25 protein-coding genes and 1 other RNA gene are annotated in these 25154 nt (G+C 40.7%); 25 read left to right on the top strand and 1 reads right to left on the bottom strand.

The window, feature by feature from the left end; all coding sequences use genetic code 11:
- Positions 1-4: 4 nt before the first annotated feature.
- The 15 genes from AN618_RS03025 (at position 5) to AN618_RS02960 (ending at position 14771) form a co-directional block, all read left to right on the top strand.
- The gene (locus tag AN618_RS03025; RefSeq protein ID WP_066351922.1) at positions 5-655 is read left to right on the top strand and encodes a transporter associated domain-containing protein; all 651 of its coding nucleotides are present in this window, start codon (positions 5-7) and stop codon (positions 653-655) included.
- Positions 652-1758 carry a tRNA guanosine(34) transglycosylase Tgt gene (gene tgt / locus AN618_RS03020; RefSeq protein WP_066351921.1) on the top strand — a complete coding sequence of 369 codons (1107 nt, stop codon included), beginning with the start codon at positions 652-654 and terminating at the stop codon, positions 1756-1758. The genes AN618_RS03025 and tgt overlap by 4 nt, the downstream gene beginning before the upstream one ends.
- Before the next feature lie 75 nt (positions 1759-1833).
- A complete protein-coding gene (yajC, locus tag AN618_RS03015; RefSeq protein ID WP_066351918.1) occupies positions 1834-2121 on the top strand; it encodes a preprotein translocase subunit YajC in 288 nt (95 codons plus the stop codon).
- Positions 2122-2199: 78 nt separating this feature from the next.
- Positions 2200-2583 (top strand): TIGR04086 family membrane protein, encoded by a 384-nt coding sequence (locus AN618_RS03010; RefSeq protein ID WP_066351917.1) that lies wholly within the window; start codon positions 2200-2202, stop codon positions 2581-2583.
- A gap of 77 nt (positions 2584-2660) precedes the next feature.
- Entirely contained in the window at positions 2661-2813 is a 153-nt protein-coding gene (gene scfA / locus AN618_RS12560) for a six-cysteine ranthipeptide SCIFF (RefSeq protein WP_073256333.1), read from the top strand.
- A 107-nt stretch (positions 2814-2920) separates the two neighbouring features.
- Positions 2921-4162 carry a protein translocase subunit SecD gene (secD, locus tag AN618_RS03005; RefSeq protein WP_066351915.1) on the top strand — a complete coding sequence of 414 codons (1242 nt, stop codon included), beginning with the start codon at positions 2921-2923 and terminating at the stop codon, positions 4160-4162.
- 13 nt (positions 4163-4175) lie between these two features.
- Positions 4176-5048, top strand: a complete 873-nt coding sequence (gene secF, locus AN618_RS03000) for a protein translocase subunit SecF (RefSeq protein ID WP_066351913.1) — start codon at positions 4176-4178, stop codon at positions 5046-5048.
- Positions 5049-5143: 95 nt separating this feature from the next.
- Complete coding sequence (locus AN618_RS02995) at positions 5144-6430, top strand: ATP-binding protein (protein ID WP_066351911.1); 1287 nt, start codon at positions 5144-5146, stop codon at positions 6428-6430.
- Positions 6427-8073 carry a VWA domain-containing protein gene (locus AN618_RS02990; protein ID WP_066351909.1) on the top strand — a complete coding sequence of 549 codons (1647 nt, stop codon included), beginning with the start codon at positions 6427-6429 and terminating at the stop codon, positions 8071-8073. The genes AN618_RS02995 and AN618_RS02990 overlap by 4 nt, the downstream gene beginning before the upstream one ends.
- 75 nt (positions 8074-8148) lie before the next feature.
- Positions 8149-10698 carry a single-stranded-DNA-specific exonuclease RecJ gene (gene recJ / locus AN618_RS02985; RefSeq protein ID WP_066351907.1) on the top strand — a complete coding sequence of 850 codons (2550 nt, stop codon included), beginning with the start codon at positions 8149-8151 and terminating at the stop codon, positions 10696-10698.
- Complete coding sequence (locus tag AN618_RS02980) at positions 10698-11210, top strand: adenine phosphoribosyltransferase (protein ID WP_066351904.1); 513 nt, start codon at positions 10698-10700, stop codon at positions 11208-11210. The genes recJ and AN618_RS02980 overlap by 1 nt, the downstream gene beginning before the upstream one ends.
- 22 nt (positions 11211-11232) lie before the next feature.
- The gene (locus AN618_RS02975; RefSeq protein WP_066351894.1) at positions 11233-13398 is read left to right on the top strand and encodes a RelA/SpoT family protein; all 2166 of its coding nucleotides are present in this window, start codon (positions 11233-11235) and stop codon (positions 13396-13398) included.
- 15 nt (positions 13399-13413) lie between these two features.
- A complete protein-coding gene (dtd, locus tag AN618_RS02970; protein WP_066351890.1) occupies positions 13414-13863 on the top strand; it encodes a D-aminoacyl-tRNA deacylase in 450 nt (149 codons plus the stop codon).
- A gap of 11 nt (positions 13864-13874) precedes the next feature.
- Positions 13875-14492, top strand: a complete 618-nt coding sequence (locus AN618_RS02965) for an MBL fold metallo-hydrolase (protein ID WP_066351887.1) — start codon at positions 13875-13877, stop codon at positions 14490-14492.
- Between the two features lie 63 nt (positions 14493-14555).
- Complete coding sequence (locus tag AN618_RS02960; RefSeq protein WP_066351885.1) at positions 14556-14771, top strand: hypothetical protein; 216 nt, start codon at positions 14556-14558, stop codon at positions 14769-14771.
- Between the two features lie 12 nt (positions 14772-14783).
- Here AN618_RS02960 and AN618_RS02955 read toward each other — a convergent pair whose 3' ends face one another.
- A complete protein-coding gene (locus AN618_RS02955) occupies positions 14784-15956 on the bottom strand; it encodes a S1C family serine protease (RefSeq protein ID WP_083515012.1) in 1173 nt (390 codons plus the stop codon).
- 198 nt (positions 15957-16154) lie between these two features.
- On the opposite strand from AN618_RS02955, the gene hisS reads away from it, so the two are divergent.
- The 10 genes from hisS (at position 16155) to AN618_RS02905 (ending at position 25074) form a co-directional block, all read left to right on the top strand.
- Positions 16155-17426: a histidine--tRNA ligase gene (hisS, locus tag AN618_RS02950; protein WP_066351876.1), complete on the top strand. Its 1272-nt coding sequence runs from the start codon at positions 16155-16157 to the stop codon at positions 17424-17426.
- Positions 17427-17430: 4 nt separating this feature from the next.
- On the top strand, positions 17431-19206 hold the full coding sequence (gene aspS, locus AN618_RS02945) for an aspartate--tRNA ligase (RefSeq protein WP_066351873.1): 1776 nt from the start codon (positions 17431-17433) through the stop codon (positions 19204-19206).
- 53 nt (positions 19207-19259) lie between these two features.
- Positions 19260-19444, top strand: a non-coding RNA gene (ssrS, locus tag AN618_RS02940) — 6S RNA.
- A gap of 86 nt (positions 19445-19530) precedes the next feature.
- Positions 19531-19818, top strand: a complete 288-nt coding sequence (locus tag AN618_RS02935) for a metal-sensitive transcriptional regulator (protein WP_066351870.1) — start codon at positions 19531-19533, stop codon at positions 19816-19818.
- 7 nt (positions 19819-19825) lie between these two features.
- A complete protein-coding gene (locus AN618_RS02930; protein WP_245628363.1) occupies positions 19826-20266 on the top strand; it encodes a SoxR reducing system RseC family protein in 441 nt (146 codons plus the stop codon).
- 75 nt (positions 20267-20341) lie between these two features.
- Positions 20342-22987, top strand: coding sequence for an alanine--tRNA ligase (gene alaS / locus AN618_RS02925; protein WP_066351867.1), 2646 nt, complete (start codon positions 20342-20344; stop codon positions 22985-22987).
- An 86-nt stretch (positions 22988-23073) separates the two neighbouring features.
- A complete protein-coding gene (locus AN618_RS02920) occupies positions 23074-23340 on the top strand; it encodes an IreB family regulatory phosphoprotein (RefSeq protein WP_066351865.1) in 267 nt (88 codons plus the stop codon).
- Between the two features lie 2 nt (positions 23341-23342).
- Positions 23343-24290 carry an aldo/keto reductase gene (locus AN618_RS02915; protein WP_066351862.1) on the top strand — a complete coding sequence of 316 codons (948 nt, stop codon included), beginning with the start codon at positions 23343-23345 and terminating at the stop codon, positions 24288-24290.
- 17 nt (positions 24291-24307) lie between these two features.
- Positions 24308-24724 carry a Holliday junction resolvase RuvX gene (gene ruvX, locus AN618_RS02910; protein ID WP_066351860.1) on the top strand — a complete coding sequence of 139 codons (417 nt, stop codon included), beginning with the start codon at positions 24308-24310 and terminating at the stop codon, positions 24722-24724.
- A 62-nt stretch (positions 24725-24786) separates the two neighbouring features.
- Positions 24787-25074: a DUF1292 domain-containing protein gene (locus tag AN618_RS02905; protein ID WP_066351856.1), complete on the top strand. Its 288-nt coding sequence runs from the start codon at positions 24787-24789 to the stop codon at positions 25072-25074.
- The last annotated feature ends 80 nt before the right edge of the window (positions 25075-25154 follow it).

The raw sequence follows: 25154 nt of genomic DNA, 5'->3' as shown, positions 1-25154 counted from the left end.
AATTATGAAAGAAAAAGCCAGCAAGTATATAATAAAAGGGGTTATCCTTTTGGAAGTGGCGCTTGCGGCTTTTATAGTCGCCGGCGTTGTAGTTGGTTCGGTGGATCTATTCAGGTATTTTAGGATAATATATACCACCCCGCCCTTGGAGACATTTTCACTCTTAAAGACTTTTCTAGGACACGCTCTTTTGCTGGTGATAGGACTTGAGCTAGTGATAATGCTGGTAAGACATACGCCCGCAAGCGTTATAGAAGTATTGCTATTTGCGACGGCGAGAAAAATGATAATCGAAGCTGAAACTATGGTAGATATATTACTTGGAATTATATCCATAGGTGCATTGTTTGCTATAAATAAGTTTTTCTCTCCCGGAGAAACCCTTTTAGAAAAAGGGACCATTGTAAGTTCGGCAACACCTATTGAGGAAATTAACAAAATGATAGGGACGAAAATCCCTGAAAAATTGGGCTACACTCTTGGTGGAGTGATAACCCGCCTGGCTCAAGAAAAAGGCAAAAAACCGGCTGTAGGTCAGGTGTATCAAATAGGAGATGCCGAGGTGTCGATATATTCTATGGAAGGGGATTTAATCAAGAAATTGCTGATCAAAAACACAAATAATGGAAAAGATAAAGAGGATGATGAAAAATGAGATTTGAAGTATTAAATCGAGCTGAAAAATGCAGTGCAAGAACAGGCCTTCTGGAAACATACCATGGAATTGTAAAGACACCGGTCTTCATGCCTGTGGGAACTCAAGCAACCGTAAAGACCATGACTTCAGAAGAGCTTGAACAGATAGGTGCGAAAATCATCTTGAGCAACACGTACCACCTTTACCTTCGCCCGGGGCACAAATTAATTGAAGAAGCCGGCGGATTGCACAAATTTATGAACTGGAAAGGCTCCATACTTACCGATAGCGGAGGGTATCAGGTTTTTAGTTTAGGCGAATTGAGAGAGATAAAAGAAGAAGGAGTGACCTTCAGGTCTCATATAGACGGTTCGTTACACTTTATTAGCCCTGAAATGTCTATTGAAATACAAAATTCCATCGGTGCAGATATAATAATGGCTTTTGATGAATGCATACCCTATCCTGCCACCTATGAATACGCGAAAAATTCCGTGGAACGCACGACGCGCTGGGCGGAAAGATGCAAAAAACACCACAAAAGAAACGACCAGGCCCTTTTCGGCATAGTCCAGGGAGGACTTTATAGGGACTTGCGCGAAAAGAGCGCAAAAGATTTGGTGGCCATGGACTTCGAAGGGTATGCCGTGGGAGGGTTGAGCGTAGGGGAACCGAAGGAATGTATGTATGAAGTTTTGGATTATGTAGTTCCGCTACTGCCAGAGGAAAAGCCAAGGTACTTAATGGGAGTGGGATCGCCGGACAGCATCTTCGAAGGTATACAAAGGGGGATAGATATGTTTGACTGCGTCCTGCCCACCCGAATAGCCCGCCACGGCACGGTTTTCACGGCAAGAGGAAAACTGGTCGTGAGAAACGCTACATACGCCAGGGATTTTTCGCCTTTAGACCCGGAATGTGACTGCTATGTTTGCAAAAATTATACGAGAGCTTATATAAGGCATCTTCTGAATGCCGGCGAAATTCTGGGTCTGAGGCTGACCACTTACCATAATTTGTACTTTTTGCTCAGACTTGTGGAAAAGATAAGGGAGGCAATAGAGGGAGACTATTTTTTAGATTTAAAGGAAGAATTTTTTTCAAAATATGGGTATAGGTAAGAGGATTTCGGGATTGAGTACAGAATTAGAGATTTAGTGATAAAAAATCATAAAAAGGGAAGGTGTGATTGAAACTTGAACACGACGATTTTCCTTCAGCAATTCGGACCAATTATATTGATTTTTGCAATATTCTATTTCTTAATAATTAGGCCCCAGCAAAAACGGGAAAGAGAGCGAAAAAATATGCTGGATAATCTCCAAGAAGGCGATGAAATCATTACAATTGGAGGTATTTTTGGGCGAATTTTGAATATTAAAGACGATGTGGTGACGCTTGAAGTGGGCGATAAAGTGAAAATAAAGGTGACGAGGTCCGCCATCGGGAATGTAATAAAAAAGGCTGATAAGCAGGAAAAATAAATCTAAAATACAGTGTAATATTTAGCATATCAGACCTCCTTCTTGAAATAAAGTTATAAGGAAGGAGGTCGAACTTTGATGAAAAATTCTACGGTTACCAGAAGGTTCAGTTTTTCAAAAGTAGTGGTGGGTATTTTGAATGCTTACATAATTACATTGTTTTTAATTCTTGCTTTAAGCATAATATTGTATTTCAGTTCGTTATCAGAAGATATTATCCCAAAAGCCGTGACTGCAGTAGGTGCTTTGAGCATAGCACTCAGCAGTTTTAAAGCTACAAGAGATTTAGATTATGGAGGCTGGCTCCACGGCGGATTTATTGGACTTTTCTATGTAGCATTTATAATGATTATGAGATTTTTTGTAACAAATGGTGCGGGATACGACTTAAGTATAATGTTTGATTTAATCATTGGATTTTTAATAGGGGCATTTGCCGGTGCTATAGGTGTAAATATGTAAATATCTTTTCACTGTAATTGGATTGTGGTATAATGTAACGAGGTGACAATGTAAATTGCGAAGGAGGGAATTGATGAATGAAGCACATCAAGGTGATACATAAGGGAAATTTATGCGATAACGAAGCTATTTTTTTGAGCGGATGCGGGGAATGTCAAGCATCATGCCAGTCTGCCTGCAAAACATCATGTACTGTGGCAAATCAGGTTTGCCAGAAGGAAAAAGAATAAAGGCCTTTTTTTCAAAGGCCTTTTTTAAATTTCGGTTTGTTGACAAGCATTAAAGGCGAGGAATATAATAAAACTTGCAGTATCTAAGGGATTGGAGGAACCTTAAAATGAACTTAAGGGCCAAGAGTTTGCTCAAAATAGCGGTCATTTTATTTATTGCCTTTTTTTTAGCTTATACTTTGGCTTTTGGGGTGAAGATAGGCCCTTATCAAGTTTTGCCGCTAAAAAAGGCAATTAAGTTGGGCCTGGACCTTCAGGGTGGAATTTATGTCCTTCTTGAAGCAAAACCTAAGCCGGGGCAGACGATTTCGGAAGAAAAGATGAATGCGGCAAGAGAGGTAATTTGGAAGAGGGTAGACCAGCTGGGTGTGGCAGAACCAGTGGTTGTAAGACAAGGTGAAAATAGAATACGCGTAGAACTTCCGGGTGTGAAAGATTCACAGAAAGCACTTGAAATAATTGGAAAGACCGCTTCGCTGGAGTTCATTGGTCCGGACCAAAAGGTCATACTAACCGGAGACGATGTAAGCGATGCCAGGGCTTTATACGACAATTTAAACAATCCCGTAGTAAGTTTAAAACTTAATTCACAAGGAACTAAAAAATTTGCCGAGGCCACCGAAAAATTTCTTGGCAAGCCCATTGCGATTGTGCTTGACGGTGAGGTCATTTCTGCACCTGTTGTAAAATCGGTTATTTCAAACGGTGAAGCTGTCATAGAGGGGCTTTCAAGCATAGACGAAGCCGCACAGCTCGCCGCCCTCATCAGAGGAGGAGCCCTTCCGATAGATTTAGAGCAGCGAGAAGTGCGGTCGGTCGGCCCTACGCTCGGGACGGATTCGCTCATCAAAAGTCTTAGGGCAGGTATTATAGGTATTATTTTGGTAATGGCTTTTATGCTAGTATATTACAGGATACCCGGATTAGTGGCTGACATAGCTCTAGCTTTTTACATCATGCTCGTTTTAATAACTTTTGTAGCACTGGATGCGACTTTGACGCTCCCGGGAATTGCAGGTTTCATACTTTCAGTAGGTATGGCTGTGGATGCTAACGTGCTCATTTTCGAAAGGTTCAAAGAAGAACTTAGAAGCGGAAAGACCCTAAGGGCAGCTTTGGATGCAGGATTTCACAGAGCATTTACTACAATTATTGACTCCAATTTGACGACTATTATAGCTGGAATTGTACTTTTTTATTTCGGAACGGGTCCAATTAAAGGTTTTGCGGTGACTTTGATTCTGGGCAATATTATAAGTTTATTCACTGCTATAGTGGTCACAAGAATATTGCTCGGTAACTTGATAAATACAAGGCTTATAACCAACAAGAAGTTTTTCAGCGCATAAGGGGGTGAAAACGGTGAAAAAATACGCATTCATGGAACGAAAATGGCTTTGGATCAGTATTTCCCTTATCGTCATTGCGTCTGGGCTGTTTTCTTTGGCGACTCGGGGATTGAATTGGGGTGTGGATTTTACAGGAGGCGATATACTGCATTTTGATATAGGAGAACCCTATAGTCTCGCAGAAGCAAGGCAGAAGATTGAAAGTTTGGGTCTTAAAAATGTTGAAATTAAAGAAGCCGGAGATAACCGCGAAGAATTGATAGTAAGAACTCCTGTTCTTTCTCAAGATCAAAAAAACAAGCTAACTCAAACTATAAAGGAACGGTGGCCAAAAGCTCAGCTTATACGTGCAGAAAAGGTGGATGCGATAATCGGAAAGGAATTGCAGCGTCAGGCTTTGATAGCTTTGTTAATTGCAAATTTCGGCGTGCTCCTGTATGTGGCCTTTCGTTTCGAATTTAAGTCGGGAATCGCAGCCATTCTTGCGCTTGTCCACGATGTCCTTGTAATGATTAGTTTTTATTCCATATTTTACATTCCCGTCGATGTTACGTTCGTTGCAGCCATTCTTACAGTAGTTGGATATTCTATAAACGATACGATAGTCATATTCGACCGCATACGCGAGAACCAAAGAATTATGGGAAAAGCCAAGTTTGACGATATAGCCAATACGAGTATAACTCAATGTCTGACGAGGTCTATAAATACGTCTTTGACAACGCTTCTTTCTATAATTTCGCTTTACTTCTTAGGCGGTGAAACCATCAAAGATTTCACCCTGGCGCTTATTGTAGGAATAGTAAGCGGTGTTTACTCCACGATATTTATAGCAACGCCTATATGGAGCATGTTGAGAGGACAACATAAAGCTGTTCGAGCTTAAGGCTAAATTTTTAAAAAATAGGGCTTAAAAGGCCCTCTTTTTTTTAATTAAAAACCTTTTTCCGTGGGAAAATATTGTCGTAAGGAGGGATTTGAATGAAAAGATATTCGCAATTGGTGAGGCACGAGGGCAACAGATGCCTTTTCGATATTATAGACATCGCCATTCTTTCGACTTATGCAGGTGTTCCGGTTCACATTCATGCGGAAGGATTGAGAGGTACAGGAAAAACTACTATTATAAGGGCCTCCCGCAATATTTTCCCAAAAATCGAGCGAATAAAAGGGTGCGAGTACAATTGCGACCCAAAAGATCCCCACTGTCCCAACCATAAAGACCTTTCTCCAGAAGAAATCGAAAAAATTGGCGTAGAGCTGATAGATATGCCTTTTCTCGAAATATCCCATTCGGCTAAAAAAGGGACAGTAGTGGGAAGTATTGACGTGGGGAAACTCTTGTCCAAGAATAATCCTCAGGCAGCATTGCTGCTGGGTACCATCCCACGGGCTCACCGGGGTGTGATTTTTATAGACGAAATAAATCGTCTTGCTGATACGTCTCCTGAAATCGTAGATATTTTGCTGGATGTTATGGGAACGAAGCCAGGCAGGATTCAGATAGAAGAGACCGGTTTGCCCACCGTAGAAATACCGGTAAAAGTGAGCGTCTGGGCTGCATCCAACCCCGACGAAGACCCGGGGCCGCTGGAAAACATTCGGCGCCAACTTTCGGATAGATTTGATTTTGTAGTAGATGTGGAAAAGCCCAAAAGCATCGGGACTGTACTGGACATACTGGACGGACGTGAACGAAAGGAAAATTTGGAATTGGAAAGGGAAAAGGTAAAAAAGTTTATTGAAGCAAGAGAGAAACTCGCCGAATTTGAGGTTCCCGAAGAATTAAAAACGACTTTGGCATCAATGTACATTAATTATGGGTTGGAAAGCATCCGGGGAATGGAGTCGATATTGCACGGAATCTGGATTTTAAGTGCTCTACGAGGCAAGAAGCCTGAAATAAAGGATTTATCTTATCTTGTAAGGGTTGCTTTAAAACATAGAACAGACAGTAAAAACTTGGCTGAAATATTGAAGAATCTGGAAAGCTTAAACACCAAAAATACGGAGACTTTTCAAAAACCGCAACTTGAACTGCCGGCTAAGGAAAATTTCGCAAGCCCCATGCAAAGGGAAGTTGAAAGAAATAACAAAATGAATTCTTTTAAAAAAATGTTTTCAGCTTTCTCAAGAGCCATGAAAGGAAAAGCTTTGCCGACGGTAGATCCCAAGAATGTCGAAATAAACGCACCGGACCAAAAAGCTGTTCCATTAAAACAACTGGATTTCAATGAGTGCGTTAAAACGGAGGATGAACTTTTGTGATTGCACCATTAGAAAAAATGAAAAATGAATTTGCAAGAGGCAGGGGAGTACGGATAGGTGAGGCGGCGGTAGTAAGCAGAAAGGTACACGTAATTTCTCCGGAACGACCTCAATTGGTTCGAATTATCACTAATTCCGATGCAGGAAAAGTTTTTTATAACAGGTTCAATGAAGGCGAAATAGTGCATGTGGATTTGTTTCATGAAGTAAAAAAGGTAGATGTAAAAAGAATTGCAGACAACCTTCTGAAGGCGCTCTCTGAAGTTTCTAAAGAACCTATGGGAGATTTTATAGATATTCAAACGGGCAGCGGAGGAGGAAGATTAACCGGGACCTTAAATTATGGGAAAACCGAAAGTCTTTTGAAAGACCATTTGAATCACGTGCACCTTGCCGTTTTGCTCGATGATGATAATTTAGATTTTCTACTTTTTTTAGTAGACAAATTGGAAGAAGCTCTAATAGAACAAGGTGTGGAGATAAGGAAAGTGGAAAAAATCAAAAATGAAATCGGTAATACTCCGTACGATTTATCCCCTTACGCGACAAATTCGGACTCATATTTAAAACAAACCAATTTCAGTGAAGAACAATTTACAAGAAGTGAATATCAAAAAGCGGTAGAGTTGAGCGAATATTTCGGTAGCCTAAACGAGCTACAGGAGCTGCTAGAATACTTCAAGTCCGGAAAAAGGCAGGACCTTTTTGAGCTGAAAAAAAAGTACGGAGATTTGGATGAAATTTTAGATCGACTGGAAAAAAATGATATTGTTCGCAAAAAATCTGGTACTTACTATTTGACCCAAGAAGGGGAAAATCTCATTGATTATATAAAGCAAAATAATAAAGAATTAGAATTGATGTTGAAGAAAATGATAAAAGAACTTCCCAAAAGGGGAGAAAGGATAATAGCACCTGTCTTCACTAATGCTAAAAATATTCAAAAAAACAGAGGAATTATATCAAAAAAAATCTATGATAAAAATGAATGGCTCGAAGAAATCGAAATAACGGAGACGATAAAAAAAGCTTTAGTTAGGTGTTATATTGAAGGCGAAAGATTGTCGATTTCAACTGAAGACTTTGTAATTGTGAAAAGATCTTTTGAAAAAGGACAAGATATTTGCCTGCTCATAGACGCCAGTGCTAGCATGGCTGGTGAAAGATTGAGAAGTGCAAAGTTTTTGGCAAAGCATATCGTGTTGAATTCCCACAGGAGGGTCAGCGTTCTTGCTTTTCAAGAAAAAGAGGTTAAAATTTGCGTTCCCTTTACCAAAAATTTCAGCGATGTAGATTCCGGTGTAAGCAGCATTGTATCTTCAGGCCTTACTCCTCTTGCCCTTGCTTTGGAGCAGGCACTATCTTATATGTGCTCTAAAAATTTGAAGAATCCGTTGATTATGCTGGTGACTGATGGAATACCCACCGTGCCTATTTGGAGCACGGATCCAGTAAAAGATGCAATTATTGCGGCACAAAAGATTGGAAAGAAAAAAATAGATTTTTGCTGCATTGGCCTGCAACCGAACAAGGACTGCCTCACCAGGATAGCAGAGGCGGCATGTGGCAAACTTTACGTCGTAGACGAGTTAAATAGAGATGTATTGGTGAATGTCATAAACAATAGCGGGCAATTGATTTGATAAAAAATTCGTTGATATAACGTTTCGGTTGTTTTATAATTATATGTGTTTTAAGGGATGGGGGTGTGTAATTTTGTGATAGATGGAAACTACCTGTGGGAATTATGTCCGCCGGTAATTCCATCGTATAATGTGAAAAATCTCCACCCTGTAATTTTAAAACTGTTAAAAAGCAGGGGTATAGAGAAAAAAGAAGATGTAGTGCGCTTTTTAAGGGTTTCTGTTGACGACATGTACAATCCTTTTCTGCTTAAAGACATGGAAAAGGCCGTTACGAGGGTAAAAAAAGCTATTTTGAACGGAGAGAAGATAACCGTTTACGGAGATTACGATGTTGATGGAGTTACTGGCTGCGCCCTGTTAGTGCGAGCTTTGCGCGAAATGGGAGGAAATGTAGATTTTTACATCCCCTCAAGGTTAGAAGAGGGATACGGCCTAAATAAAGAGGCGGTTGAAAAAATTGCGAAAAGCGGCACTAAGTTGATAATCACCGTGGACAACGGTATAGCTTCCCAAGAAGAAGTAATATACGCGAAAGAACTGGGGATGGATACGGTGATTACGGACCACCACGAGCCCCACGATGATGTACCTAAAGCTATTGCGGTAATAAATCCTAAACAGAAAGACTGCTCTTATCCTTTTAAAGAACTGGCCGGGGTGGGAGTTGCTCTAAAGTTAATTCAGGCTCTTTCGAATTGTAGCAGAGAAGTTACCGTCAAATTATTGGACCTGGTTGCGTTGGGCACGATAGCCGATATGGTTCCGTTGGTGGATGAAAATCGGATAATTGCAAAATGTGGGATAAATGTATTAAGAAGTACCGATAAAAAAGGGTTGCTTGCTTTGTTGGAGGAGTGTCGCCTTTCGGTAAAGAATATCGATGAAGAAAAAATAAGTTATATTTTGGCACCAAGGCTCAACGCTGCAGGGCGACTTTTGGATGCCGCTTTGGCCGTGCAGCTTTTGCTTGCTGACGAAGAAAAAGAAGCACAAAAACTTGCTAAGGATTTGGAAGTCCTTAATCGAGAAAGACAGGCCGTTGAAACAAAGATATATAATGAAGCAAAGGAATACATACTCAAAAACGTAAATTTTGATAAAGAAAAAGTTATCGTTGCATCCGGTTCTGGATGGCATCCCGGTGTTATTGGAATCGTAGCGTCGAAACTTGTGCAAAACTTTTGCATACCGTGCATCCTGATATCAGAAGAGGGGGAAGAAGGGAGAGGATCAGCAAGGAGCATACCGGGGTTTAATATTTTCGAGGCTTTGAAACAGTTATCCGGTATGCTTGATAAATTCGGCGGTCACGAGCAGGCTGCTGGTTTTACTATAAAAGTAAACGAAATAGAAAATTTTCGCTCAAAGATAAATGAATTGGCTAAGTCTATTGCAAAAGATAGCTGGGAAATGAAACTGAAAATAGATATGGAACTGACCCCAGAGGAACTGACGACCGAGTTGGCTGAACAGCTAGAGCTCCTCAAGCCTTTCGGATTTGGCAATCCAAAACCTGTTTTTGTCTGCAGGAACATGTCCATAGAACAAATAAAGACTGTAGGGGAAAAAGAAAATCATTTAAAAATTCGATTGAAAAAAAGGGAAAAAGAATTCAGTGCTATTGGTTTTAACTTTGGAAATTACAAAAACCAATTAGAAATAGCTCCTCTGATAGATGTAGCCTTTTGGCTTGAGCTCAATGAGTGGGAAGGGAATAAAAAGCTGCAGCTCAATTTGAAAGACATAAAAATCCCCTTTCTTCGAGACGAGATTATGATAAAATTGGAAGAAGAATATTATAATCGGTTTTTAAATGTGATACGAGAGATGGATTTTAATAATGTGGAAGAGAATCGATACAGCATCGGCAACGAGATAAAATTTATTAAAGTTAAGAACAAGCGGAAGTATGTTAAGAGCCTTTTTGAGTCGGACAAAAGAACTCTGGTTAAAGTAAACACCCCTTATCAAGCCTGGCGGCTTTTAGCTTATCTTAAAAAATTTGATATCGTAAAATCGGATGTAGGGGTTTTTTTTAATTTAGACAGCAAGGACATATTAAGTAAGAAAAATGTTATTTTAATAGATCCGAGAGCCGATTCACACAAAGCGTTGTCGGATGTTATGGAGGAGATAGTTTTTTACGATCCGCCTTTTAGCGTCGAACTTATGAAAGACCATATTCTAGACTTACCTTCGCACAAGCTTCACTTAATTTTCAATCGGGAAGATTTGAGGTATAATTATTTAGTCTGTGAAAAATTGTTGCCTGGGAAGCAAATTTTAGCGTTAACTCTGGGTTTTGTATACAGTTTGTCAAAAAACAAAAAAAATACTTTTTCTTTAAATGAATTAGTGGATTATTTAAGGAGCCGAAATTTAAAAAAAGCAGACCGAATAATTGTTATTAATGTGCTAAATGTTTTGGAAGAGTTAGGAATATTAAAATACGTCATAGACAAAGATGAAGCTAAAGTTCTGCATTTCAATTTCAACTTAAAAAGGCTAGATATCAGTCTTTCGCCTACTTATCAAAAACTTTTGTTACTGAGGAAAAAGGTAATAGAATTTTATAATAATTTTCAAAATATACAAGAATTATTAAAACAGGAGGAGATCTAATGGACCTGAAAGAGAAAATTCGGGTAATAATGGATTTTCCTAAGAAAGGAATAAGCTTCAAAGATATAACAACCCTTTTGAAAGATGGGGAAGCGTTCAAAATAGCCATCAAAAGCCTAGCGGATTTAGTAAGAGATAAGGATTTTGACCTTGTGGCGGGACCTGAGGCCAGGGGATTTATTATCGGGGCACCGCTCGCTTATGAACTTGGCAAGGGATTTGTTCCCGCAAGAAAAAAAGGAAAACTTCCGGGAGAGACCATAAAAGCCGAGTATAAACTCGAATACGGAACTGATGTGCTCGAAATGCACAAAGATGCTATTAAAAGCGGCCAAAAGGTATTAGTGGTGGATGACCTTTTAGCTACAGGAGGAACTATTTTTTCCACTATCGAATTGGTCGAAAGACTTGGCGGAATAGTTACTGCTGTTGCTTTTTTGATTGAATTAACAGATTTAAAAGGAAGAGAATATTTATCTAAGTACGAGGTAATTTCTCTCATCAAATATTAGGTTTAAAAAAGGGGTGGATATTTTGGCAACTCTTCATACCCTAAAAGATCGCATAAAATCGTATAATCCTTCGGCCAACTTGGAGCTGGTCGAGAGGGCGTACGAATTTGCAAAAAAAGCCCATGATGGCCAGCACCGAATTTCCGGGGAGCTATACATTTTCCACCCCTTAGAAGTCGCCATGATTTTGGCTGACCTTGAACTTGATACCATCACAATAGCTGCCGGTCTGTTGCACGATGTAGTAGAGGACACAGAATATACGCTGGAAGATATTACCAAAGAATTCGGAGACGAAATAGCTTTATTGGTAGATGGCGTTACAAAGTTGGGAAAACTTGAGTTCAAGACTAAAGAAGAACAGCAGGCGGAAAACCTCAGAAAAATGTTCTTGGCGATGGCTAAGGATATAAGAGTTATACTTATAAAGCTGGCAGACAGGCTCCACAATATGAGGACTCTAAAGTATCTACCTAAAGAAAAGCAAAAAGAAATAGCCATAGAAACTTTGGAGATTTTTGCGCCCCTTGCTCATCGCCTTGGAATTTCTAAAATTAAGTGGGAATTGGAGGATTTAGCTTTCAGGTATCTGGAACCAGAGCGCTACTATGAATTGGTAGAAAAAGTAGCCAAAAAAAGAAAGGAAAGAGAAGAACACATAAACAAGATGATAGCCATCTTAGAAGAGCGGCTGGCGGCTGCGGGCATAAAGGCGGAGATTCAGGGACGTCCAAAGCATTTCTACAGTATCTATAAAAAAATGAAAGAACAAAACAAATCCTTCGAGCAGATCTACGACTTGACCGCTGTAAGGGTAATTGTTGCAAGTGTAAGGGATTGTTATGCGGCGCTGGGGGTCGTCCATACCCTATGGAAACCTATACCAGGTAGATTTAAAGATTATATTGCGATGCCAAAGCCCAATATGTACCAATCGCTTCATACTACCGTTATAGACTCTTCTGGGGAACCTTTGGAAATTCAAATAAGAACTTACGAAATGCATAAAACTGCAGAATACGGTATTGCGGCTCATTGGAGGTACAAGGAAGGAAATAAAAGTGACGACTTTGACAAGAAATTATCGTGGCTTAGAGAAATTCTCGACTGGCAGAGAGATTTGCGAGATGCTAAAGAATTCATGGAATCCCTGAAAATAGATTTGTTTTCCGATGAAGTTTACGTCTTTACTCCTAAAGGAGATGTGATAAACTTACCAGCAGGATCGTGTCCCATAGACTTCGCTTACAGAATTCATACAGACATCGGGAACAGATGTATCGGAGCAAAAGTTAACGGTAAGATCGTACCTTTAGACTATAAGCTAAAAAACGGAGATATAGTTGAAATAATTACATCGGCTCACAGCAATGGCCCCAGCCGGGATTGGCTGCAGTTTGTTAAATCTACTCAGGCAAAAAATAAGATAAGGCAGTGGTTCAAAAAAGAAAGACGTGAGGAAAACATAAACCGCGGCAAGGAGATGTTGGAAAAAGAGGCCAAGAGACAGGGGTACGACATTTACCAGCTTATAAATCAGGATTTTATGGACAACCTGCTGAAGAAGCTCAGCTTTCAAAATATAGACGATCTTTTTGCATCGGTCGGCTACGGTGGGATTTCAGCAACTCAGGCTGTTCAAAAAATTCTAGAAGAATATAAAAGGAACGTTAAATCCGACAAAGTAGAACTGGAAGGTGGTAAAGGGGAACAAAAGTTTAAGCAAAAAAATAAAGTATTTGAAGGTGTAAAAATAGATGGAGTGGACAATGTTTTAGTGAAATTTTCCAGGTGCTGCAACCCGGTACCCGGAGATAAAATAGTGGGATATATAACCAGAGGGCGAGGGGTTTCAATACACCGACAGGATTGTCCAAATGTAATTAATAACGTCTACGATAAAGAAAGACTTATTGAAGTTAAATGGGATGGATTCAAAGAAAAGTCGTTCCCGGTAGAAATTGAGGCTTCAGGTTACGACAGACCAGGCATGCTGTCGGATGTGCTGGACATCCTAGGGGATATGAATACTACAATAGATTCGGTAAATGCCAGAGCATCGAAAAACGGCATTGCGGTAATAGACCTCATTCTTGAAATTACGGATAGACAGCACTTGGATAATATTATTCAAAAATTGAAAAAGATAAATGGAATTTTCGAAGTCAGAAGGGTAATGAATCAGTAGGGGGTAATAAAAATAATGAGAGCTGTCGTCCAGCGGGTAAAAGGTGCTTCTGTTGCCGTAGATGATGAAATAATAAGCCAGATAGGTCCGGGACTTATGGTTCTTCTGGGAGTTTCACAGGATGATACTTTAGAGGATGCAGAATATTTGGCGGAAAAGATAGTGTCTCTCAGGATATTCGAGGACGATGAAGGAAAGATGAACCTTTCTTTAGAAGAAACAAAGGGCGAAATGTTGATTGTGTCCCAATTTACCCTTATGGGTGACGTCAGAAAAGGCAGAAGGCCAAGTTTTACTCAGGCTGCTCCTCAAGATAAAGCTCGCGAATTGTACGAAGTTTTTGTAGAATTATGTCGAAATAGGGTTGCCAGTGTAAAAACCGGCCAATTTCAGGCTCATATGCTGGTGACCATACTAAATGATGGACCGGTGACCATTTTGCTCGATTCAAAAAAGACATTTTGAGGAGGAGAGCGATGCTTCTAAAAAGACTGCAAGTAGGACCGCTTGCTTCCAATTGTTATATTTTAGCGGATGACCACAAAAATGCTGTGGTAATAGATCCCGGTGCGGAACCACACACCATATTGAAAGAAATAGAAGATCAAAATTTAAAAGTGGAGTGGATAATTCTAACCCACGGCCATGTGGACCACATAGGGGCTGTGGAAGAAGTAAAAAATTCTACCGGTGCGAAGGTTGCAATTCACGAAAAGGATGCAAAAATGCTGGTATCTTCGCAAGAAAATTTGTCGTTTTATATGGGGCATAGCATAGCACAACCGCCCGCCGACAAAGAATTAAAAGGTATGGAAGTAATTAATGTGGGGGAGTTAACCTTAGAGATAATATGGACTCCCGGACATACACCTGGTAGTATATGTATAAAAGCGGGTAAACTTCTTTTTACAGGAGATACTCTTTTTGCTGGCTCTATAGGAAGAACGGATTTTCCCGGTGGTTCTTACGAAGAAATTATAAATTCTATAAAGACAAAACTTTTAATATTAGATGAGGATGTGCGTGTTCTGCCGGGTCATGGAAGCGAATCCACAATCGGGGTTGAGAAAGCAACCAATCCTTTTTTAAGATAAAGTTGGAGATAAATAATTTTTGCAGCCAAGGGAACACTATACCTGGGGATTGGAGGGATTCTAATGAAGAAAAAAAACAAGCACCCCAGGTTAATATTTAGGCCAGAAGAAGCTTTTAGTGATTACCTTGAGTTGTTTGAGGAAGGAGTTACAGACGAAGACATAGCTAGGGATATGAAAGTTAACGTTGAGACCGTGAAAAGTATCAGAAACGAGCTGGATGATGAAGACAAAAATCCAAAGTGGATTTTTTTCAAAAAAACTCGAGGGAAAACCTGATCCCTCGAGTTTTTATTGATTAGGTTTTTTTCCTACTGTTACCGAAACGTACATTGTTCTACCATTTCTATATATTAGCAGAACAAGCTTCTGATTTATCTTTGAGTTGCTGACTATTTCCGAAACATCGCTGGATTTTTTAATGGTTTTATCGTTTATCTTAAGAATTACGTCACCCTGCCTGAGTCCTGCTTTTTCTGCGGGGCTATTTGGAACAACATAACTTATCAGGGCGCCTTCGGTGCTTTTTAAATTGAAGTAGTCTGCCAAATCCTTAGTTATATCCTGGAGGTAAACACCGATGTAAGGCCTCGAGACGCCGCCGGTTTTTATAAGCTCGTCCAATACCTCTTTTGCTGTATTGATGGGAATGGCAAAGCCTATGCCCTGGGCTTCCGCGTTGACAGCCGTATTAATGCCGATTACTTCGCCGTTTAAAGAAATCAATGGACCACCGCTGTTTCCTGGATTGATAGCGGCATCGGTTTGGATGAGATCCTTGAACACCCTTGTTTTGCCGGTGGACCTGTCGGTTATGGCAAGGGGTCTTCCTTTGGCGCTTATTACTCCGACAGTGACGGTATGGTCCAATCGATAAGGGTTGCCTATTGCAATGACCCAATCTCCAACCCGCATTTTGTCAGAATCGCCCAGATTAAGATACGGAAGTTTTTTATCGGAATTTATCTTGAGTACTGCGAGGTCCAGTTCGAAGTCAGTGCCGACTACTGTAGCTTTGAAGGGATCTGAAAATCCTTTTACGGTGACGTTTACCTCAGTGGCACCTTCGATGACGTGGTGGTTTGTCAATATATACCCATCGGGACTGATGAGAAAGCCAGACCCCACGCTTTTACTTTCTGGGTTTGAAAAGGGAAAATTATCTCCGAAAAATTCCCTGAAGAATGGGTCGTAGAAAAATGGATCGACGGAAGCGCTCCTAGTTGTCGTTTCTATAAAAACTACCGCATCTTCTACCTTTTCTATGATGTCGGGAATGTTGGTTGGACCGATATAAACTGCTTGATTTAAGTTGTTACTTACCGAATTTGAGGTGCCTGCCTTAGCCGAGTTTGAAGGATAAAAGAAATTGTAAGCGAATATTCCACCGGCGACTACAGCAGCTCCCAGAGTAAAGCCCAGCAAGATAGCGATGAGATATTTGTACCGGGAGAACACCTTCACGGCTTTCACCTCCATGGTGTTTTTGTTAAGTCCTTGTACTTAATATTTTAATATACCTTTTTTTAAAGTCTATGAGGCATCTGTTATGAAATTGTGAAAAATTGCTTGACATAAAAAGTTAATTTTTCTATATTGATTTATAAAGGCTTTATGCAGCCTGTACACAAAATTGCGAAAAATAAACAAGGAGCTGAAAAGATGCTTACGAAAGCACCAAGGGGTACGCGCGATTTGCTTCCAGAAGATTGCGCTAAATGGTTGTACGTAGAAGGTGTTTTTAGAGAAACGTGCGAACGATTTGGTTATAGGGAAATAAGGACACCTACCTTTGAGCATACCGAACTGTTTCAAAGGGGCATCGGCGAGGCGACTGATATCGTTGAAAAAGAGATGTATACTTTTGAAGATAAATCAGGGAGAAGCATTACGCTAAAACCCGAAGGAACCGCTCCAGTGGTTAGAGCTTATATTGAGCACAAACTTTTTAACAATCCTTTACCGGCAAAGTTTTTTTATATTTCGCCATGTTTCCGATACGAAAGGCCCCAGGCAGGAAGACAAAGAGAATTTCATCAATTTGGGATTGAGGCTTTCGGTTCTCCGAACCCCTTGATAGATGTGGAAGTCATAGCGCTTGCCGTTTTGTTTTTGGAACAACTCGGCCTTTCTCAATTAGAAGTACATATCAATTCCATAGGGTGTAAGAGTTGCAGGGAAGATTATAAAAGACAATTAAAAGATTTTTTAAATAAAAAGAAGGATTTCTTATGTGAAACATGCCTTATACGCCTGGACAAAAATCCGTTGAGAATTCTTGATTGCAAGAACGACGAATGCCGAAAGGTGCTTGAAAATGCACCGGTGATTTTGGATTTTCTTTGCGATGATTGCAGAGAACATTTTGAACAAGTAAAAAGGTATTTAACGGCAGTAGGAATAAAATATAAAGTCGACCCCGGCATCGTAAGGGGGTTGGACTACTATACGAAAACTGTATTTGAGATAATTTCGGAGGAATTAGGGGCTCAGAGTACCGTCTGCGGCGGTGGCAGGTATGATGATCTAATTGAGGAATGCGGAGGACCGCCTACTCCCGCTGCCGGTTTTGGCATTGGTGTAGAAAGATTGATATTATTATTGGAAGCTAAGGGGTTGTTAAAAATTGCTGCCTGGGAGATGGATGTCTTTATAGCTTTGACGGGCGAAGAGCAGAGGGATTATGGATTGCGCCTGCTATACGATTTGAGGAGAAGTGGATTTTCAGCGGAGATGGATACGATGGGTAGAAGCCTTAAAGCCCAACTGAAATATGCCAGTAAGATACCGGCAAAATATGTTTTCATAATAGGTGAAGAAGAAGTTAAAACTGGGAAAATTACTGTTAAAGATTTATCGACTGGTTGGCAAGAGAAACTGCCTTTAGAAGAAGCCAAAGCATTTTTAAAAAACAAGACAGGAAAGGGTTGTTAGGTTTATGTTTGAAAAAATGAAAAGAACTCATCAGTGTGGAATGCTGACAAAAGAAAACAGCGGACAGGAAGTTACACTTATGGGATGGGTTCAAACCCGCAGGGATCACGGGGGACTAATTTTTGTCGATTTAAGGGACAGAAGCGGCATCGTTCAGGTCGTCTTCAACCCTGAATACAGCCGCGAAGCTTTTGAAACGGCGAAGGAAGTAAAAACCGAATATGTAATTGCGGTAAATGGCAAGGTTTACGAACGGCCAAAGGAAAGCATTAATCCCAAGATTAAGACCGGCGAAATTGAAGTATTTGCGGACAAGCTTGAAATATTAAATCCCGCCAAAACTCCTCCATTCCCCATAGAAGATGATATAAAAGTTGATGAAAGCTTGCGGTTAAAGTATAGATATCTTGACCTTAGAAGGCCGTCGATGCTCCGCAATATAACTTTCAGGCACAAGGTAAGTAAAGCTATAAGGGACTTCCTGGATGAAAACGGTTTTATAGAAGTGGAAACTCCGATGTTGACAAGAAGTACACCGGAAGGAGCAAGGGATTTTTTAGTACCCAGCCGCTTAAATCCAGGTACCTTTTATGCTTTACCTCAGTCGCCGCAGCTTTTTAAACAAATTTTGATGGTGGCGGGAATTGAGCGGTATTATCAAATAACAAGATGCTTCCGTGACGAAGACCTGAGGGCTGACAGGCAGCCCGAATTTACCCAACTTGACATAGAAATGTCTTTCGTTGATGTTGAGGATGTAATTTCATTGAACGAAAGGCTTATGAAATATGTTGTGGAAAAAACGATGGGTATTAGTTTAGAAATTCCATTTAAAAGGATAACTTATAAAGATGCTATGGAAATATACGGAACTGACAAGCCTGATACCAGGTTCGGCCTTGAAATGGTAGATGTGACCGATATTGCTTCAAAAAGTGACTTCAGGGTTTTTTCCGACGCAGCAGAGTCAGGTGGAAAGGTCAAGGGAATAAACATAAAAAATTCGGCGGAGCTTTTTAGTCGCCGGCAAATTGATGAATTGGTGGAAAAAGCAAAGGAATTCGGCGCTAAAGGTCTTGCATGGATAATCTATTCCGGTGAAGGAATAAAATCGCCTATTGCGAAGTTCTTCAGCGACGAACTTCTAAATGAGCTGTTAAAACGAATGAATGCCCAGCCGGGAGATCTCCTGGTGTTTGTGGCTGACACCGATCCGAAACTGGTGTTGACCTCGATGGGGCAGCTCAGGTTGCACTTGGGAAAGCAGCTCAATTTAATAGATGAAAACTCTCTAAATTTCTTGTGGGTTGTGGAGTTTCCGCTTTTGGAATGGGATGAAGAAGAAAATCGCTTTGTGGCTATGCACCATCCTTTCACTTCACCTATGGACGAAGACTTAGACCTGCTGGAAAGAGAACCATCGCGGGTGCGGGCTAAAGCGTACGATTTAGTTCTCAATGGCACCGAAGTGGGTGGAGGCAGCATAAGAATTCACAGGACCGACTTACAGGAGAGAATGTTTAAAGTTTTGGGATTTACAAAAGAAAGAGCATGGGAAAATTTCGGATTTCTGCTTAGGGCGTTTGAATATGGAACGCCTCCTCACGGCGGCATAGCTTACGGACTTGACAGACTAGTTATGCTACTTCTAGGTCTTAACAGCATTCGCGATTGCATTGCTTTTCCGAAGACACAAAATGCTGCCTGCCTCATGACGGAAGCTCCTGCACCTGTAGAATCAAGGCAGTTGAAAGAGCTCCACATTCAGATTGCCAATTAAAAACAATTGATTTAGGACAGCTTCCTGTGATATCATTATAATTGAAAAAGTCAATTTCCCTGCTGTGTGCGTGGACCTGACAGAGGAAAGAGCCAACACTATGACATAGGGAGTCCGGACTCTGGATGTGGATTGTATGCCCTCCTTATGAGAGGGAAACATGAATCATCCAGGAGGACACCCACCTGGGAGAGCAGGGTCTCTGTTCCTTGTCAGTACACGGCATGGCGGGGTTTTTGTTTTATTTATTTGACTGTGAATCATTATAATTCTATAATTAATTGTACATAGATACCCTGTAAAGGTATTGGTGGAGGTGTTCGAATGAAAAGTGAAGTGAGCTGCTCGTATTGTGAAAGCAAAGAAGATTTAAAAAAGAGGCTAAAGAAAATAGAGGGTCAAATAAAAGGAATTCAAAAAATGGTAGAAAACGAGAAATACTGTGTAGACATACTTATTCAAATCGCCGCAGTAAGAGCGGCTTTAGACAGAGTAGGATTAATATTATTGAAAGACCACACTAAAGGGTGTGTTGTACGGGCTATAAACACTGAAAGACAGGAAGAGGTTATTGAAGAATTAATTAGGGTAATAAGCCACTTTATTAAATAAAAGGGGGATGTTCCATTTGCGCGAAAAGGCGATTGTCGTTTCGAAAAAGGGCAATAAAGCTGAGGTAGAGGTAATAAGGACGTCCGCCTGTGCAAAGTGCAAAGCATGTAGCCTCGGTTCTGAAAAGAAAGTCATAAAAGTGTGGGTTCAAAATGATGTAAATGCCAATGTGGGACAGGTGGTGGAAATCGAAATAGAAAACAGGGCGCTAATTTCGGCTACTTTCATCATGTATGTAATTCCGCTAGTGAGTTTCCTCTTGGGGGTGATTTTGGGATTAAATTTTGCCAATACTTTAAATATAAATATAGCCTGGGAAGAACCTTTTTCGCTTTTGACGGGTCTTTTATTCATGTCGCTGGCCTTTTTAGCTATTTATTTAAATAATAAACGCTTTGAAAAAAGTCGAATGTTTACTTCTAGAATAGTGAATATCTTAGACGAATAACTTAGAAAACATTGACAATGAACTACATTTTCTATATAATTCTTGGAAAACGCAATTTATGTGGAGGTTTACGTTATGCTGAGTAGCGGAGAGATAAGAGAAAAATTTTTGAGTTTTTTTGAGAGCAAGGGGCATGTTCGCGTTCCCAGTTCATCGCTTGTGCCCCATAACGACCCGACTTTGCTTTTTACCAATGCCGGAATGAACCAGTTTAAAGATGTGTTTTTAGGTCTGAAAAAGTTACCCTTTACAAGAGCCACCACCGCCCAGAAATGCCTTAGAGCCGGAGGTAAACACAACGACCTTGATAGCGTGGGCAGGACCGCACGGCATCACACTTTTTTTGAAATGCTCGGCAATTTTTCTTTCGGCGATTATTTTAAGAAAGAAGCCATCGCGTATGCGTGGGAATTTTTAACCCAGGTACTTCAGCTTCCGCCTGAAAGGTTATGGATAAGTATATATGAAAAAGACGACGAAGCTTTTTATTTATGGCAGGAAGTTGCTAACGTTCCTCCGGAGAAGATAATTCGTCTGAGCGAAAAGGACAATTTTTGGGCGATGGGCGATACGGGTCCCTGCGGTCCCTGCAGCGAAATATACATTGACCGGGGAGAAGAATATCGCTGCAACTCTCCCGATTGCAAAATAGGGGTGTGCGACTGCGACCGCTGGCGGGAACTGTGGAATCTGGTGTTCATGCAATACAATCGCGATGAAGAAGGGAACCTCACCCCTCTCCCGAAACCGAGCATAGATACAGGCATGGGACTTGAGCGTATAGCAACGGTGATGCAGAACGTATATAGCAATTATGACACCGATCTTTTACGTCCGATAATAGCTTTCGTGGAAAATATGACGGGGAAAAAATATTACGGCGACGAAAGAGGTTTCCCCTTCAGAGTAATCGCTGACCATATAAGGGCAATAACGTTCTTGATTTCTGAAGGAGTATTGCCGGGCAACGAAGGAAGGAGCTACGTACTCAGGCGCATACTAAGAAGAGCGGCAAGATTCGGCAAAGAACTGGATCTAGACAGACCGTTTTTATATAAAATCGTTCCCGTAGTTGTATCGATAATGGGAGATGCTTATCCAGAAATAAAGAAAAATCAGGATTATGTTCAGAGAGTTATTAACTTCGAGGAAGAAAGGTTCCATGAAACTTTAAACGATGGGCTGAAAATGTTGTACGAAGGCATTGCAGAACTTGAAAAGAAGAATGTAAAGACCATACCCGGTGAAATGGCTTTTACATTGTATGATACTTATGGTTTTCCCATAGACCTTACCGAGGATGTGGCACGGGAAAAGGGATTTACTGTGGATAAGGAATCCTTTGACAAGTTGATGAAAGAACAAAGAGAAAGGGCAAGGGCGGCGCGTAGAGGAGAGTATCCCATAGATGAGCTTTATGAGGTATTGAAGCCTTTGGAACCAACGGTTTTTATGGGATACGATACGCTTTCTTGTGAAGCTCAAGTAGAAATGATTGTTGAAGAAAATGAACCCACAATTGAAGCTGAGGGAAAGGGGAAAGAACTCATACTTGTCCTTGACAAAACTCCTTTTTACGGCGAAGCGGGTGGACAAGTTGGGGATACGGGTATAATAGAAAGTGAGAGTTTTACGTTTAACGTGAAAGACACAAAGCGCACGCCAGATGGCAAAATATATCATGTTGGGGAACTTGAAAAAGGATATATCCGTCTAAAAGATAAAGTAACGGCGAAAGTAGACGAAAGCCGGAGAAAGAACATAGCAAGGAACCATAGCGCAACTCACCTGCTTCATAAAGCATTAAAAGAAGTGCTCGGAGAACACGTTAATCAAAGCGGTTCTTTGGTTGCTCCCGACCGTCTGCGTTTTGATTTCAACCATTTCACAGCTTTAACCGAGGATGAAATACAAAGAATTGAAGATTTAGTAAACGGTGCGATACTGAAAAATATGCCTGTAATTGTTAAGGAGACCACGGTGGAGGATGCTCAAAAAGAAGGTGCAATAGCACTCTTTGGAGAGAAATACGGAGAAAAGGTTCGCATGGTGAGTATGGGCAACTATTCTAAAGAACTTTGCGGCGGTACACATGTAAAGTCGACGGGAGAAATAGGACTGTTCAAGATTGTCTCTGAAGGCAGCGTAGGTGCGGGAATAAGGAGAATCGAAGCTGTAACAGGATGGAACTTTTTAAGTTACACGAGGGAGAATCTAAAAATAATAGACGAGCTGGTCGAAGCGTTGAAGGTTAAACCCGAGAACTTACTTTCTAAAATCAAGGAGCTTTACGATACGATAAAAAAGGCCGAGCGAGAGGTTGAGTCGCTTAAACAGCGGTTAATAAACGAAAAGGTAGAAGATTTAATAAAAGCTAAGGTATCGTTTGATGATTTCAGCGTTGTTTCGACGGCTGTTGACAATGCCGCTTACGAAGATTTGAGAAACATCAGCGATGTAATACGCCAGAGATTAAAAACCTGCATAGTAATATTGGGGTCGACCGTTGATAATAAAGTAAATCTAGTCTGCGCCGTTACCAAGGACTTGGTAGAGAGGGGGTATCATGCGGGGAAAATTATTAAAAAGGTAGCGGAAGTAGCGGGCGGCGGAGGAGGAGGAAGACCCGACTTCGCTCAGGCCGGAGGGAAGTACCCGGAAAGACTTCATCAGGCTCTTGAATTTGCCATAGATGTTGTTAAAAATTATTTCGACGATTAATAGAGATTTTACCTATCTCATTATGAAAGGAGCACGGCTTATACGTCGTGCTCCCGAAGATTTTTGCGATTAGGAGGGGAACCACGATGGAAGATAATATGCAGGATACGGTAATGTTTAAAAAAATGGAAAAAGAAGAAGTAAAATTGGCAAAACAAATTTTAACAGAAGTATACAATGCATTAAAGGAAAAGGGATATAATCCGATAAGCCAAATTGTAGGATATTTGTTGTCCGGCGACCCGGCCTATATAACTAGTTTTAAGGGCGCTCGCAACCTGATAAGAAAAATTGAGAGGGATGAACTACTAGAAGAGCTTGTTAAAAGTTACCTAGAAAAAGAAGAGGAATAAAGATGCAGTATAACAACCTAGGGAAAACGGAAATTTCGGTTTCCCGCCTTTGTTTTGGCACGCTGACTTTAGGGCCCCTTCAAGCGAATTTGACCGAGGAAAAAGGAGCCGATTTAATTTGTAAAGCCGTCGAATTGGGAGTAAACTTTTTAGATACGGCGGAATACTACCAAAATTACCCGCACATAAGGCTGGCTTTAAAAAGATGCGAGAAGGATTTGGTGGTGGCAACCAAATCTTATGCATATACATATCAAGGGATGAAAAAAAGCGTGGAAGATGCACGAAAAGCTTTGGACAAGGATGTCATAGACATTTTCATGCTTCACGAGCAGGAGTCCCGACTGACCCTGAAGGGCCACAGAGAGGCTCTTGAGTATTTAATAGAAGCTAAAGAAAAAGGGATTATAAGGGCTATAGGCGTTTCGACTCATACGGTCGAAGTGGTTTTGGCTGCATCCGAGATGGAAGAAATTGATGTTATACATCCCATTATAAACTACCAAGGGATAGGAATAAAAGATGGGACTGTAGAAGATATGATAAAGGCCATCAAAAAAGCATATCAGAACGGCAAGGGAATCTATGGGATGAAATGTTTGGGAGGCGGCAATTTAATTCGAGAGAAAAAAAGAGCGCTCGAATTTGTTTTGGGGTTGCCCTTTTTACATTCAATAGCGGTAGGAATGAAGTCGGAGCATGAAATTATTGCGAATGTTTTGGCATTTGAAGGAAAAGATGTTCCAGTAGAAATCGAGAAGCATATTTCAAACGAAAAAAGACGGTTATTAATTGAAGATTGGTGCGAAGGTTGTGGAGGATGCGTCAAAAAGTGCGGATTTGGGGCATTACATATTGAAAATGGCAAGGCGGTTGTAGATGATGATAGATGTACGTTGTGTGGTTACTGCAGCAGGGTTTGTCCCGAGTTTTGCATAAAAATCGTGTAAAAGGAGTATCTTTGTTAATGCGAATCCTTGGATTAGATGTAGGCAAGAAAAGGATAGGGGTTGCGGTATCGGACGAGCTGGGAATCACGGCTCAAGGGATAGGAGTGATTGTCCGCGGCTCTACAAAAGGAGATATTCAAGCGATATCAGAAATCGCGCGAAAATATAGTGTCAATAAGATTGTCATCGGGCTGCCTGTAAATATGAACGGTACATTAGGTCCCCAGGGAGAGGAGATAAAAGAATTCGGAGAAAAATTGAGGAATGATTTAAATATAGAAGTGCAGTATTGGGATGAAAGACTGTCTACGGTAGCCGCTGAACGAGTTTTGATTGACGCTGATATTTCAAGAAAGAAAAGAAAAAAGGTAATTGATAAGTTGTCGGCGGTGGTTATCCTACAGAACTTTCTTGATTCACAGCCTAGATGTTGACACGGAAATCAAATTGCTATAAAATGTATTTAATTTCAAAAGTAGATTGGAGTGATTTTTTAATGTCGGAAGAAAGAGAAACCATTACCTTATATGATGAGGAAGGCAACGCTACGGAATTCGAAGTAATAGGCGTTGTAAATGTGGAGGACAATGATTACGCAATATTGTTGCCGCTCGATGGGGAGGATGAAGAAACAGCTTACATTTTTAGAATCGATGTAGAAGAAGATGGGGAAGAGGTCCTGACAGTGGTTGAAGATGACGAAGAATTTGAAAAGGTAAAACAGGCATGGGAAGCTTTGAGCGATGAAGATTTTGAAGATGAAAATTGGGAAGACGAAGAATAAAAATATGTCTTTTACCATGAAGCACAAGACCGCCCCAAAACTTGGGGCGTTTATTTATTATCAAAATTTAAACTTGCGCT

The sequence above is a fragment of the Fervidicola ferrireducens genome (genome assembly GCF_001562425.1).
GTDB classification, from domain to species: domain Bacteria; phylum Bacillota; class Thermosediminibacteria; order Thermosediminibacterales; family Thermosediminibacteraceae; genus Fervidicola; species Fervidicola ferrireducens.
This window is presented reverse-complemented; position numbering and strand designations above follow the sequence as displayed.